Origin of the sequence: Luteolibacter yonseiensis, assembly GCF_016595465.1 — a bacterium.
GTDB lineage: Bacteria > Verrucomicrobiota > Verrucomicrobiia > Verrucomicrobiales > Akkermansiaceae > Luteolibacter > Luteolibacter yonseiensis.
On record NZ_JAENIK010000012.1, the window covers coordinates 203,538 to 216,083 of the forward strand.

The 12,546-nt window shown below is 61.2% G+C and carries 12 protein-coding genes; 8 read left to right on the forward strand and 4 right to left on the reverse strand.

What is annotated here, in order from left to right; genetic code table 11:
* Positions 1-163: 163 nt before the first annotated feature.
* Complete coding sequence (locus JIN84_RS16690; RefSeq protein WP_200352205.1) at positions 164-3,250, forward strand: ATP-binding protein; 3,087 nt, start codon at positions 164-166, stop codon at positions 3,248-3,250.
* Positions 3,247-3,873, forward strand: a complete 627-nt coding sequence (locus tag JIN84_RS16695; protein ID WP_200352206.1) for a response regulator transcription factor — start codon at positions 3,247-3,249, stop codon at positions 3,871-3,873. The genes JIN84_RS16690 and JIN84_RS16695 overlap by 4 nt, the downstream gene beginning before the upstream one ends.
* Here the strand turns inward: JIN84_RS16695 and thiD are convergent.
* Positions 3,857-4,687, reverse strand: coding sequence for a bifunctional hydroxymethylpyrimidine kinase/phosphomethylpyrimidine kinase (gene thiD / locus JIN84_RS16700; protein WP_200352207.1), 831 nt, complete (start codon positions 4,685-4,687; stop codon positions 3,857-3,859). The two genes, JIN84_RS16695 and thiD, sit on opposite strands and share 17 nt — an antisense overlap.
* A 273-nt stretch (positions 4,688-4,960) precedes the next feature.
* On the opposite strand from thiD, the gene JIN84_RS16705 reads away from it, so the two are divergent.
* From JIN84_RS16705 to JIN84_RS16715, 3 genes are all read left to right on the forward strand, one after another.
* Complete coding sequence (locus JIN84_RS16705) at positions 4,961-5,434, forward strand: hypothetical protein (RefSeq protein WP_200352208.1); 474 nt, start codon at positions 4,961-4,963, stop codon at positions 5,432-5,434.
* A gap of 68 nt (positions 5,435-5,502) precedes the next feature.
* Complete coding sequence (locus tag JIN84_RS16710) at positions 5,503-5,889, forward strand: Co(2+)/Mg(2+) efflux protein ApaG (RefSeq protein WP_200352209.1); 387 nt, start codon at positions 5,503-5,505, stop codon at positions 5,887-5,889.
* Between the two features lie 62 nt (positions 5,890-5,951).
* Complete coding sequence (locus JIN84_RS16715; protein ID WP_200352210.1) at positions 5,952-6,578, forward strand: LON peptidase substrate-binding domain-containing protein; 627 nt, start codon at positions 5,952-5,954, stop codon at positions 6,576-6,578.
* A gap of 2 nt (positions 6,579-6,580) precedes the next feature.
* On the opposite strand, the gene JIN84_RS16720 is transcribed toward JIN84_RS16715, so the two are convergent.
* Positions 6,581-7,858, reverse strand: a complete 1,278-nt coding sequence (locus tag JIN84_RS16720) for an MFS transporter (RefSeq protein WP_200352211.1) — start codon at positions 7,856-7,858, stop codon at positions 6,581-6,583.
* Between the two features lie 51 nt (positions 7,859-7,909).
* Positions 7,910-9,610 carry a DEAD/DEAH box helicase gene (locus JIN84_RS16725; protein WP_200352212.1) on the reverse strand — a complete coding sequence of 567 codons (1,701 nt, stop codon included), beginning with the start codon at positions 9,608-9,610 and terminating at the stop codon, positions 7,910-7,912.
* A gap of 222 nt (positions 9,611-9,832) precedes the next feature.
* On the opposite strand from JIN84_RS16725, the gene JIN84_RS16730 reads away from it, so the two are divergent.
* Positions 9,833-10,705 (forward strand): cation diffusion facilitator family transporter, encoded by an 873-nt coding sequence (locus JIN84_RS16730; protein WP_200352213.1) that lies wholly within the window; start codon positions 9,833-9,835, stop codon positions 10,703-10,705.
* A 21-nt stretch (positions 10,706-10,726) separates the two neighbouring features.
* Here JIN84_RS16730 and nadD read toward each other — a convergent pair whose 3' ends face one another.
* Positions 10,727-11,299 (reverse strand): nicotinate (nicotinamide) nucleotide adenylyltransferase, encoded by a 573-nt coding sequence (gene nadD / locus JIN84_RS16735; RefSeq protein WP_200352214.1) that lies wholly within the window; start codon positions 11,297-11,299, stop codon positions 10,727-10,729.
* 54 nt (positions 11,300-11,353) lie between these two features.
* Between nadD and JIN84_RS16740 the strand changes: the two genes are divergently transcribed.
* Both JIN84_RS16740 and JIN84_RS16745 read left to right on the forward strand, forming a co-directional pair.
* Positions 11,354-11,905 (forward strand): hypothetical protein, encoded by a 552-nt coding sequence (locus JIN84_RS16740; protein ID WP_200352215.1) that lies wholly within the window; start codon positions 11,354-11,356, stop codon positions 11,903-11,905.
* A gap of 59 nt (positions 11,906-11,964) precedes the next feature.
* Positions 11,965-12,507, forward strand: a complete 543-nt coding sequence (locus JIN84_RS16745) for a GNAT family N-acetyltransferase (protein WP_200352216.1) — start codon at positions 11,965-11,967, stop codon at positions 12,505-12,507.
* The last annotated feature ends 39 nt before the right edge of the window (positions 12,508-12,546 follow it).

The following is a 12,546-nucleotide window of genomic DNA, read 5'->3' on the forward strand; positions in this document are numbered from 1 at the left end:
GGATCCGGCGTGCGGACGCCGGATCCCCAGGCCGGTTGTTGTCGGTTCCCATTGGTTGTTACCCAATTGGGGTGGGATTTGGAGCGGGATTTTGCTCGTATGGGTTTCCCCCGGGGATAAAATCCGGCACTTCCAGATGCCGGGTTCCCATCCATTTCAGGTTTTGAAACATCGCCTCCTCGCGGCGATGATCCTGATGGTGCTATTCTTCCTCGCCCAAGCACCGGCGGTGGTTGGCCAGGAAGTCCTGACTACCCTTGAATCGCTGGACAAGACCATGGCGAAAAAGGGCGGGATCAGCCTTTCCTTTGAATTGGAGGGGGTCGTCTGTGGAGTGAATCCACGGATGTCCAGTCTGGTGCTGCAGGATGACACGTCCACGATGCTGCTCGAACTGCCGGAAGTGCCCGCGGATTTCGTACCCGGAGCGAGGGTCCGGATCATCGGCCGGAATTCATGGGTTTACCGTGGGACCCACGGCATCCATCTGGGTACCGCCCCGCTTCTGGGAGTGGACGGCCTCCACGCCGGCATCGCCCAGAAGGCGGTGGTGAACCTGGAGAAAGGAAGGCAGCCTTTTCTTTTGGAATGGTTCAATGGAAATGGCGTGTCGGGTTTCATGCTGGAGATCGAAGGCGAAGGATTCCCCCGTGCCGCCATTCCGAAGGAATGGTTCAAGTTTCAGAAACCCGGGAGCGAGGAATGGACAACAGGACTGCCCTACCGGTGCTACCGGGGGAAAGACTGGGAAAGACTGCCAGCCTTCAAGGAAATGGAACCGGTCAAGACCGGGGTTTCACAAGGGGTTGATCCCCGCATGCTTCTTCCCGGAGACGGCAGCGGAGTGGCTTTTTCCGGCATGCTGGAGATTCCCAAGTCCGGCAACTACACGCTTTACCTGGCGACCGACGATGGGAGCCGGCTTTTCCTCGGAAAGGCCGATATCACCTGCCGGGTGATTTCCAACGGGGCCGCCCCGCCTGTCATTCCGGTTCCTTTGGTGGAATCGCCCGCGGTCGAGAGCGAGCATTTCTGGGGAATGGCCGAGGGGCGGGTCACCTTCGCCGGATTGCGCGACGGGTTTCTCGAACTCGACTTGTCCGGCACCGTTGTTTCCACGCAGGTGACCGTCCTTGATCCCCGTAATTCGTCCCCCCAGGAATTTCTGGACAAGGTGGTGAAGGTGACCGGCCTGAGATCCAATGCGGGCATGGTCGCGCTTGATGCGGGCTCCATAGAAATCTCCCCTCCGTCCGAACATCCGAAAAGGATCATCACCACCGCAGCCGAGATCCACCAGCTCTCCCCCAAGGAAGCCGAACAAGGGCGGGAGGTCAGGCTGACAGGCGTTGTGACAATGTCCTGTCCGCCGAATGTTGTCATCCAGGACTCTTCCGGCGGCGTTTTTGTGCAATACAACAACACCCTGCAATTCGGGGTGATCCCCAAGCCCAAGGAAATCTGGGAGGTCGTGGGGAAAACCGACGACGGGGATTTCTCGCCCATGGTCCTGAACGCGGTGCTCACATTCAAGCAAAACGCCGAGATTCCGAAGGGCGTCAAGCCGACCCGGGGGCAGTTCTCGGACGGAAGTCTGGATGCGGAGCAGGTGGAGATCGACGGCATCGTCGCCTCGTCCTCGTCCAAGCGGATCGAGCTTCTGACCCAGGAGGGTCCGGTCTTCATCAAGCACGAGAACGTGTATCCGCTCCCCACGAACACATGGACCAGCGAGCAGCACTCCGCCCTGGTCGGCAGTGTCATCAGCATCCGCGGTGTCTACACCGCTATTTGGGATATCACGACAGGACTGGTCAGCCCGTCGAACTGCCGTCTCGGGAATGCGGTGTTGTCGGTGACCAACCCCGCGCCGGCAGATCCTTTCGCCGCCGAGTCCATCCGCCCTTCGGACCTGCTGCTCTTCAACTCGGAGACCAGGGCGTTCCAGCGGGTGAAGGTGGCCGGCACCGTTCTCTTCAAGAACGGGACCGAACTCTACGTCAACGATGGGAAGAGCGGCTTCCGGATCCAGAGCCGCAATGCGGGCGAGGTCGACCGGGGCGACCTCGTCGAAGCGGTGGGCTTTCCCCGTCTGGAAGCGGCCTCTCCGATTCTGGTGCTGGCCCGGACCCGGAAAATCGGAGCCGGAACGCTGCCGGAACCGACGGTTCTCAAGGACGACTTCATTTCAAATCCCAAGCTCGATTCCTCCAATGTCACCATTCGCGGAACGGTGGTCAGCGATACCAAGCTTGAAAACACCCGGACGCTGGAGCTTTCGAAAAAATCGCTCACCTTCCTCGCGCACGTTCCGTTGGAAAGCAATTTCAACACGCTCTATCGCAAGGGAAGCCTCGTCGAGATCACCGGTGTGTATGTCCGTTCATCCCAGAACGCGATCGCGTTGCCCGCCGAGCCTTTCAGCGTCGAGGTCCTCGATCCCGCCCTCATCCATGTTCTGAAAAACGGCCCCTGGTGGACCCACAAGCACACCATCATTCTCATTTTCACCTTGTTCGTCCTGTTGCTTGTCACCTTGGTGGGGATGACCTTCCTGCGGCGCACGGTCATCAGGCGCACCGAGGAAATCGCGGTGCATCTCAGGGAAAGGGAGATCATCGAACGCCAGCGCGTGCTCGACCAGGAGCGCAGCCGGGTCGCACAGGATCTCCATGACGAGCTCGGTGCCGGACTCACGGAGGTCAGCATGCTGGCTTCCCTTGCCAACAATCCTTCCATCGACGGCAACAGCAAGCGCGAATACATCGATCAGCTCAACGGCGTCTCCCGCTCCCTGGTCACCGGACTGGATGAGATCGTCTGGGCCGTGAATCCCAACTACGATGCGGTGGGGGATCTCGCCGGCTACCTGTCGCTTTTCGCCCAGCAGTTCCTGCAACTGGCGGACATCGGCTGCCGTCTCAACATACCGGCGACCATACCGATGCACCGTCTGGGAACCCATGAGCGGCACGGAATTTTCCTGGCTTTCAAGGAGGGGCTCAACAATGTCGTCAAGCACTCGCAGGCGTCCATGGTCCATCTCGCCATCGAGGTTCGGGAATCCGTGCTTTTCATCAGGATCGCGGATGATGGCCAGGGGATCCCGCAGGAATCCGACGCGCCGCCGGGCGAGGGCCTGGGCGGCATGAGGAAAAGAATCACGCAGCTCGGAGGTATATTCCACATCGATGGCGGGACCGGACAAGGCACGACCATTATTTTTGAAATTCCATTAGAAACAACATGATCAAGGTCGCAGTCGTAGAGGACAACAAAACCACCCGGGAGGGCCTGAAAACCATCCTCAATCTTTCAGGGGATTTCGAATGTGTCTGCGTGTGCGAGACAGGGGAGGACGCGCTCAAGATGCTGCCGAAGCACGCCCCTGCGGTGGTGCTGATGGACATCCAGCTCCCGAACATGTCCGGCATCGAATGTGTCTCCAAGCTGAAGCGCCTCTTTCCCGGACTCATTGTCATCATGATCACCGTTTACGAGGACCCGGACCGCATCTTCAGCGCGCTGCGGGCGGGGGCCACGGGTTACATCCTGAAGCGTTCGCTGCCCCAGGAGGTCTTGTCCGCCATTCGCGAGGCCACCGGTGGCGGGGCTCCGATGAGTGGCGAGATCGCGAGAAAGGTCATCCAGTATTTCAACGCCCAGACCGAGGCGGAGGATGATTTCGAGTCACTCACCTCGCGTGAAAAGGCGGTGCTGGATCTGGTGGCGCACGGCTTCGCCAACAAGGAGATCGCCGCGCGTCTGTTTGTTTCGGTGGATTCGGTGCGCTGGCACCTGAAGAACATCTACGTGAAACTCCACGTCCACTCCCGCACGGAGGCCGCGCTGAAATTCAGGCGTTCCCAGTAGGGATGGGCCATGCCGCGGTTCCTTGGTTCAACGCATGGACCGCCTCGCCGGTGGCGGAATGGAAGGCATAGGAGTGCTCCAGCGTTTTTCCCAGATAGCGCTTCGCCATTTCAACCGCTTCCGGCAGCGGCCTGCCGAGAGCGATCCCGGCGGCGATGGCCGCGGACAACGTGCAGCCGGTGCCGTGCGAACCCGGGACAGGGATGCGCTCGGCTTCGAAGCGGTGGACCACGCCGCCTTCCACCAACAGATCCGTACAGACCGGGCCGTCGAGATGGCCGCCCTTGAGAAGGATCGCGGTGCCGAACCGGTCCGACAAGCGCCTTGCGGCGGATTCGAGCGCGGCGGCGTCCGGAATTTCCTCTCCCAGCAATGCCTCCGCTTCAGGAAGATTGGGGGTGATGATCCGGGCGAGCGGCAGGAGCAGTTCGCGGTAGGCTTCCATGGCATCCGGCTCCAGCAGGGGAGCCCCGGTGGAGGCGATCATCACCGGATCTACAACGAGCTCCACCTCAGGATGACTCCGCAGGATCTCCGCGGTGGCGGTGACATGGGCTGCGGAAAACAACATGCCGGTTTTGACGGCGGCAATAGGGAAGCTCTCCAGCATCAGGGAGATCTGGTCCCGCACGATCTCCACCGGCACCGCATGCACCGCGCGCACGATGTTCGCCGTTTCCGAGACCACGCAGGTGACGGCGGTGAGGCCGTGCACGTGGAAATGCTGGAATGTTTTCAAATCCGCCTGGATGCCGGCTCCGGCCGAGCAATCCGATCCGGCGATGGTCAGGGCGACAGGGAGCGCGTTCGTCATGCCGCTAGATAGCCGATGGATCAATATGGGCAATCTGTAACGTCCGGATCCCGCGTTTCGGCCATTCATGAGAATCGACTCGTCAAAAGGGCTGGTTCCACCGGTTATGAAGGCTGCGTATGCCATTGCTCGGAATAATATGAGACCGCGCGAGGGCTCTGGCATGTCCGCGTTACCACGAGAATGTGGAATTGCGGAGCCGCGACAAATCGTGACTTTGTGTTCAATATCGAAGAAAGTGTTCCAACCAGGTGAGACGGGATGAAATCTAAAATGAAGATCATCGCGATGGCGGTTGGCGTTCTTTTCATGATCGCTCTTGGCAGGGCGTTTTTCGTGCCGTTGCTGGAGCTTTCCTCGCGTTACTGCTTCCATTGCGGTGAGTCGCATGCCGTGGCCCGGATTCTGGGGATTCCGGTGTGGCAGTCCAAGGTGGATGACTTCTACCGGGATGGAGTGCCGGTTCCGCCACACCCCCACCGGATGATCGAGAGCAATCGTTCGAGCTATTCGCTGCTGCACGGGATGGAACATCGGGATGAATTTGGTGCGACGGGGAGAGGTGCCCGCGAGGCTTTGGTGGAGGGATGGCGCGGGTCTCCGGGGCAAAGGCGGGAAGTTGTCCGGCGGTTTATGGAGCTTGAACCCCGGGAGGATGATCGGATGGAAAACTTCATCCGGACATACGGACGAGGCACCGGCGCGGAGGCCGTGCCCTCCTCCGGGGGGCTGCGGATGCCCGAATGAGCCGGTCGCGTGATTTCCCGTTCCTTTCGTGCTTGGCAGGCCGGGGTCCGCACGGAACGATGGCGCTCATGGCAGGTGTGATCCGGGAATTCGATGGGCTTCGCGTCAAGGTGGACGACGTGATCTACATGCCCAGCCTCGATGCACCGCCGGACAAGCCGCATCCGTTCGTCTATTTCATCTCGATTCACAATGACTCTCCCCAACCGGTGACCATCCGTGGACGGAAATGGGTGGTGCGGGAGGACGCGGGGGAAGTCACCGTGGTGGAGGGGGACGGCATCGTTGGCCAGACTCCGGTGATCGAGCCGGGAGGACATTTCTCCTACAACAGCTACCACGTCATCGCCTGCGGAGCCTCCGCCACGGGTGCTTTTTTCGGTGAGACCGGGGCGGGGGACTGGTTTTACACCCGCATCCCGGAATTCCGGTTGGATGTGCCGAACTGGGCTTGAAGGATTCCAGCCTGTTCAATCCGACTTGCATCAACCGGAGTGCGATGGATACTACCCTTGGCATGGCCAGTATCCATCTTCCCGAGCGCTGCGGCGTGATGCTTCTACCCGACTGCACGTTGTTTCCGCATGGAGGCCTGCCGCTTTACATCTTCGAGCCACGCTACCGCCGCATGCTGGAGGAGGCTCTGGAGGGAGACTGCTTTTTCGCCATCGGCAGGCTGCTGGGTGAGGAAACCGGCAGCCCGGGGGATTACGTGGCTCCCGTGGGCACGATCGGTCTTGTCCGCGCGTCACGCGAGCAGGACGACGGGACCTCGCAACTGCTCATCCACGGTGTGATGCGGGTCCGGTTCACCGAGTGGCATCAGGAGCGTTCCTATCCCTATGCCAGCATCGAGCCAGTGATCTCGGTCTTCACTCCGGAGAACCAGTCGACCGCGGCGATGAAGACGCTGCGTGGTGCGGTCGAGGACGCCGTGCGCGCGCTGCCACAGCATGTCCAGGATGGTGTCTTCGCGCTGCTCGACCGTGCGGATGACCCCGGGCTCATGACGGACATCATCTGCCAGCAGTTCATCCACGAGGCGAACCTGCGGCAGGAGCTGCTGGAAATGGACTCCGTCGGAGACCGCATTCCCATGATCTGTGAATACCTGCGGAACGCGTCCCTGGTGGCGGAGGATTGATTTCAGGCCATGCGCTTCCAGAGCCGGCACGCCCATGTGAAAAGCCCGGCCATGAGAATGGCGAAAACCGGCACCTGCCAGAAGAGCGCGCTTTTCAGAGCCGATCCGGCGGGGACGTCGGGAAAGCCCGCGAGCAAGCGTGAGAAGGCGATGCTGAAAAGCCCGTAACCCAGATTGAAGGAAAGTCCCTTGACAGAGAGCACCGTGGCACGTTCCGAGGAAGCTGCCTCCGCGTGCAATGTGCGGCTGACGGTGAAACCGAGGAGTCCGAGCGTCGTCATCAGCAGCGTCGCGGGCAGCAGTCCGAAAATCGGCCAAGCCGGCACGAGCGCCGCAAGCCCCAGCAAGGACAGTCCGGCCGCGATACCCAGATTGGCGAGCGTCCCATAACGGGCGTTGAGACTTTTCGCGACCGAGGGGACGAACCAACCCAGCAGGCCGATGGCCGCACCGATGAAACCATAGCTCCACTCCGGGAGGTCGATGAGCCGGTAATAACTACTCGTGATCGTCGCGAAATTCCTGACGATCGAATCGATGCCCAGCCCGATGACCACCACCACAAGGGTCTTCGGATTGGTGAAAACCCATCTTGCGGTTTTCAAGGTGAGGCGGACCGCATCCCCGCAGGTGGTCCCTGTCGTATGCCTTGGTGGTTCCACCATGCCGAGGGTGATGAGGAAACAGGCGACGGCCTGGCAGAACACCAGGGCGACCGGCAGGCGATGCGCGATATCGGCGGAGATCCCGGCGCCTGCGGGCAGAATGCGGTTCAACGCGGCCGGATCATAAATCAGGCCGCCCAGGATCATCGCGATGACATACCCCGCGGATCTCCACCGCATCGCGGTCGCCAGCAACTTGTCCCATCTTTCCCCACGGTCCGTTTCCTCAAGCGAATCATAGGCCAGCGCCTCATCCGCACCACTCGCACAGGCTTCCGAAAGGCCGGAGCAGACGCGGTTCACCACGCAAAGCACGAGCAGCATCGCTCCGCCGTCCCGTGGTGCGACCAACAAGCAGAGCATTTCCACCATCATCAGCACCGAGGATGCGACCAAAAGCCTCTTGCGTCCGATGGTGTCCGCAAGAGCCCCGGACGGGACCTCGAAGAGGAAAATCGTAGCCGCCCAGATGAGGTTGAGCATCACGAACTGATCAAGCGTCAGTCCGAGGTCCAGAAACAGGATGGCGAGGACAGGATAGTACGCCCGCGCATTGTAGAAAACCGTGAACAGCACGAATCGCCGTGGATTTCCTGAAAGATCGGTGGCCGTCATGGTGGCAAAAAAAGACCCGGCTGGGACAGCCGGGTCAAGTTTTCAGAATGATCAGTTTGGTCCGCGGTCCACGTCGATGCGGAACGGGCGGCCACGGAGGCGGGAGTTGCGGGTCTTGTCCAGCACCTGCTGCACCAGATACTCCGGCACATCCACCAGCGAGTGTTTCGGGAACAGGGTGATGCGACCGAGGCAGCCATCCGGCAGGCCGACCTCGCGGTAGAGCATGCCGACGATTTCCTTCGCCATCACACCGTGGGTTTTACCGAGCGAGAGGAACAAACGGACCATGCCTTGCTCCTGCGGGATGGGGCCGCGTTCGAAACGGTTGTCCGGGCGGGGGCCACGGTCGTCACGCGGGCCGCGATCATCCCGGCGCTCGTCGCGCTGCGGACGATCCTCGCGGGGGCGCTCGCGGCGTTCCGGCTCACGATCCTCATCGATGACGGAGCCCTCGCGGCCGCTGGCCTCGCGGATCATCGTAACCAGCGCGCCGGCGATGTCCGTCGGCGTGTGGCCTTGTTCCAGCAGGCGGTCGATGTTGTCCTGATAGGCGTCGAATTTCCCGGATTCCAGGCGTTCCTTGAGCTCTTCGAAAATGATGTCGGCACGGCGTCCCTCCACTTGTTCCACGGATGGGATGCGCTCGCGCTTGATGACGTGGCGGGTGTATCGCTCGATGGATTGCAGCCGGTAGATTTCCCGGCCGAACACGAAGCTGACCGCGCGTCCCGAGCGTCCCGCCCGTCCGGTCCGTCCGATGCGGTGCACGTAGTCTTCCGGGTCGGTCGGAATGTCGTAGTTGAAAACGATGTCGATCTCGTCGATGTCGAGGCCCCGTGCCGCCACGTCGGTGGCGACAAGCAGTTCGACAGCACCCTCGCGGAACCGCTTCAGCGTGCGCTCGCGCATTTGTTGGGTGATGTCGCCATGGAGGCGGTCGGCGGCGTAGCCACGGTTCACCAGATCCTCGGTGCACTCATCCACCGAGCGTTTCGTGTTGCAGAAGATGATTCCGAGGCGTGGCGGATTCATGTCGAGGATCCGCGACAGTACCTCGACCTTCGAACGCTGGCGGACTTCGAAGTAGGATTGCTCGATGGTCGAGACGGTCTTCGCTTTCTGCAGGATCTCGACCTTCTCGGGATTGTTGCCGAATTTCTGAATCAGACGGCTTACGCCGGGATTCATCGTGGCGGAGAAGAACAAGGTCTGGCGTTCCGGAGGAAGCGCGGCGAGCAGCTCGTCCATCTCGTCCTTGAAGCCCATGTCCAGCATGCGGTCCGCCTCGTCGAGGACGGCCATCTTGATGCGGGACGGGTCGAAGCTGCCACGGCGGAGGTGGTCCAGCAGGCGGCCCGGAGTGCCGACGACGAGCTGTGCGCCGGAACGCAGCGCGCGGAGCTGGCGGTCGATCGGAGCACCGCCGTAGACAGGGGTCGCGTGGAGGCCCGGCATTTTGGCCCCGAGGCGGTGGACTTCCTCACACACCTGCACCGCGAGTTCGCGGGTGGGGCAGAGGATGAGAACCTGCGGGTGAAGTTCCCTCACATCGAGTTTCGCCAGCGCGGGCAGTGTGAAAGCGGCGGTTTTTCCCGAACCTGTGGCGGAGAGTCCGAGGATGTCCTTGCCGAGAAGGGCAGGCGGGATGCTCATCGCCTGGATGGGCGAAGGGCGCTCGTAGCCCAGGGTTTCAATGGCGGCGAGCAAGGTATCGGGCAAGCCGAGTTCGGAAAAAGGAGGCGTATCCATGTGCGAATGTAGTCGTAAATTCCGGACTTGCAGTGCATCTGGCTTGCCGGGCGGCGAGGCTATGGCTGGTTTTTCGCGGAAAACAAGCACGCATTTGAAATGATTTGCGATTGTTGAAAGATCGCTCCCGGAGGATGCGCTTTTCGGACTGTCATGGGTTGCCATGCACCCGCTCCCGTGCAAACTCCCGCCGTGGCAAGTTTTGAGGATCAGAAACGGGTGATGAATCTCTCACTCGGGGCGGCGGTGCTGTTGCTCGGCGCGAAGGTGACGGCGGCGGCTGTCACCGGTTCTTCCGCCGTGTATTCGGATGCGGCGGAATCGGTGGTCCACCTGCTCGCCGTCGCCTTCGCCGCGTGGGCGCTGCGTCTCGCCCACAAGCCGGCGGATGAGACCCACCACTTCGGCCACGACAAGGTCGCATTCCTTTCCGCCGGATTCGAGGGCGCCATGATCGCCGCCGCGGCGATACTCATCCTTTACGAAGCGGTGCGCCAGTTTGTCTTCGGAGTTTCCATCTCCCACATTGGTTTCGGCGCGGTGGTCACGGCTGCGGCCGCCGCATTGAATCTGGTTCTGGGCCTGTCGCTGGTGCGGATCGGCAAAAAAAACAATTCGCCGCTCATCCGGGCGAATGGCATGCATGTGCTTACCGACGTGTGGTCCAGCGTCGCGGTGCTCGTCGCCCTCGCCCTCATCCATTGCACGGGCTGGCTGTGGTGGGATCCCATCGCCGCCGTCATCGCCTCGCTCAATATCCTGCGCGTGGGTTTCAAGCTCATCCGCGAAAGCCTCGCCGGATTGCTCGACGAGGCCGATCCGAAGGTGGAAAGGGCGATTTGCGAACTGCTGGACCGGGAGGTCGACCAGCGCGGGCTGTCGTACCACAATTTCCGCCACCGCCACTCGGGCCGCACGCACTGGGTGGAATTTCATCTCGTTTTCGATGACGACCTCACCGTCGGCCAGGCCCATGAAGCCGCGACTGAAATCGAAGCCAGCGTGGCGGACCTGCTCAAGCCGGACGGTCGCGTGATTTCGCATCTGGAGCCAAAGTCCGCCGAGCACCATGAAGAGCGCTGGGAGGAAAGGTGAAGGATATGCCCTGAGCAGATCTCAGTGATAGAGCTTTTTTTCCAACATCCACTCCGCCACCCCGGTATGCAGCCAGGGATGGCTGCCGCCCTTTGACAAAGACTGGCGGATTTCCGTCGCCGATGCCGGATGATCCCCTTGGATGACATGCATCCGGAATCCGTCGCGCGGTTGTGGAGCTGCTCCCCGGGCGAGAACCGCGAATTCGACAACCGCCGCGAGCCGGTCAGGGCGGCTCCATCGTGGCAGCGCGTCCCATTGGTCGCCACCCATGATCCAGAAGAGGCGGGCTCCGGGGAACCGCTCCGCCATCGCCTCCGCAGTTTGGTAGGAATATGACGGGCCGTCTGTTTTCAACTCGAAGTCATCGACCACCGCCCATGGCAGGTCCGCTGTGGCCAGCCGCAGCATCTCACAACGGTCCTCGCCACCCGCGGGCGCGCTGCCCGGCTTGTGCGGGGAGATCCGGCACGGCAGGAACCGCACTTCATCCAGATCCAGGGTTTCTTTGGCCAGTGTCGCCAGATGGATGTGGCCGAGATGCACGGGGTCGAAGGTGCCGCCGAAGATTCCGATCCTGGATGATGTGGACATCCCTTCGTTCGGGGCTTTACCAAGCGGTGGTTCCATGGCCATTTTCTTCCTCCAGTGACCGACGCTTTTCAACTCCTGAATCTTCCAACAGGTCTTGTCTTTTCAGAAGAATCCCTGCGTGAGGCCTTCCGCGAGGCGGGGAAACGCGCGCATCCGGATGCGGGTGGAGCGGAGGGTGAATTCGCCGCACTGCGTGAAGCCTTGGCCACCGTCTCCAGTCCGTCCCGCCGCCTGAGGCATTGGCTGGAACTGCGCGGATTGACGGGTGAGGTGCGGGGAAGCATCGATTCCTCCCTGATGGACCTTTTTTCCGAGGTCGGTGCCGTGACCCAGCAGGCGGAGTCGGTGATCCGAAAAAGGGACGAGGCGAAGTCCGTTCTGGTACGGGCGATGCTCGAAGGGGAGACACAACTCTGCCGGGAGGCGGTGCAGCGCGCGGTATCCCGGGTGGAAACCCGGATCTCGCAGGAGTGCGGGATTTTTCCCGAACTCGAGATTTCAGGAAATCCCGATGGGGCGATGGCTTCGAAAGCCGCAAGAAACCTGGCATTTCTTGAGAAATGGCGCGCGGGCCTGCGGTCCAGCTATTCCCGCTTGATGAGCTGACGCCTCCTGCCGGACCGCAGACGCCGCGTCTTGCGCCGAAAAGTCTTACCGCCACCTTCATGATCATTTTCCCGGAGCAATTATCGATTCCGATTCGAAATCACAAAACCGGCCGGATTTATACGGTGGTCCGTGCCGATGCCGTCGATCCCACAGCGGACCGGATCTCCGAGGTCGTGTCGATCAGCAACGAGCCCGAGGTTTATGATCGCTTGTTCAAGCAACTGCTGGGCGGCCATCCATACCCTCGTGAGAAGGCGGTCGATTGGTTCAGGTCGATTTCGGAGGACTGGCGGACGGGCGGTCATTTCCGTTTCTTCGTTCTGGATGCATCGGGCGCGATCCGCGCGGCCTGCGGAATCAAGAGCAATGATCCGGACGGAGCCGAAATGGGATATCTCTCCTCATCCTTCCATACGGGCATCATGACCAACGCGGTGGTCGCGATATCAGGTGCGGCCAAGGCTGCCGGGTTCCGATCACTGGTGTGCCGGGTGAACCTTGGGAACCTGCGGTCCATCGCCGTCGTGCGGCGGGCCGGATTTTTGCCGGATGAAACAAGGGCGGATGAGAGCCGCGGTTGTTTCATCATCCGGTTGTAAGCGAGGGCGGAAACGATGCCTGAAGCCTGCCAGACGTGG

Coding starts and splice junctions, on each gene's coding strand:
- JIN84_RS16695 (WP_200352206.1), top strand. CDS start 3,247: ATGATCAAGGTCGCAGTCGTAGAGGACAACAAAACCACCCGGGAGGGC.
- nadD (WP_200352214.1), bottom strand. CDS start 11,299: ATGTCCACATCATCCAGGATCGGAATCTTCGGCGGCACCTTCGACCCC.
- JIN84_RS16705 (WP_200352208.1), top strand. CDS start 4,961: ATGAAGATCATCGCGATGGCGGTTGGCGTTCTTTTCATGATCGCTCTT.
- JIN84_RS16720 (WP_200352211.1), bottom strand. CDS start 7,858: ATGACGGCCACCGATCTTTCAGGAAATCCACGGCGATTCGTGCTGTTC.
- thiD (WP_200352207.1), bottom strand. CDS start 4,687: ATGACGAACGCGCTCCCTGTCGCCCTGACCATCGCCGGATCGGATTGC.
- JIN84_RS16730 (WP_200352213.1), top strand. CDS start 9,833: ATGAATCTCTCACTCGGGGCGGCGGTGCTGTTGCTCGGCGCGAAGGTG.
- JIN84_RS16725 (WP_200352212.1), bottom strand. CDS start 9,610: ATGGATACGCCTCCTTTTTCCGAACTCGGCTTGCCCGATACCTTGCTC.
- JIN84_RS16710 (WP_200352209.1), top strand. CDS start 5,503: ATGGCAGGTGTGATCCGGGAATTCGATGGGCTTCGCGTCAAGGTGGAC.
- JIN84_RS16715 (WP_200352210.1), top strand. CDS start 5,952: ATGGCCAGTATCCATCTTCCCGAGCGCTGCGGCGTGATGCTTCTACCC.
- JIN84_RS16745 (WP_200352216.1), top strand. CDS start 11,965: ATGATCATTTTCCCGGAGCAATTATCGATTCCGATTCGAAATCACAAA.